1 pseudogene is annotated in these 271 nt (G+C 48.0%); it reads right to left on the minus strand.

The features are described 5' to 3' along the window. Nucleotides 1–215, minus strand: a pseudogene (locus tag SB773_RS31865) (amidohydrolase); the annotation flags it as partial. Nucleotides 216–271: the final 56 nt, after the last annotated feature.

Consider the following 271-nt stretch of genomic DNA (forward strand, 5'->3'; position numbering starts at 1 on the left):
GGATTTGCGCCTTGTATGAGTCCTACAACTCCTGTTCCTGCTGATTTCGTATAAGGAATCCCCATCTGGTCGAGGTACCGAATAATTTGCTCTTGTGTACGAAACTCCTCTAAACCGATCTCCGGATTTTGATGAAAGTCTCTGCGAACCTCCGAGCGCCATGGCAAAATTTCTTCGGCCCTGCGCTTTACTTGTTCTTTTTGCTCGACGTTCATACCGTTACACTCTCCTCTATTGTCAACTGGCAGCTCGTAGCATCCAGACTCGCTTC

The organism is Bacillus sp. SIMBA_074, assembly GCF_046534555.1.
Lineage (GTDB): Bacteria > Bacillota > Bacilli > Bacillales > Bacillaceae_G > Bacillus_A > Bacillus_A mycoides.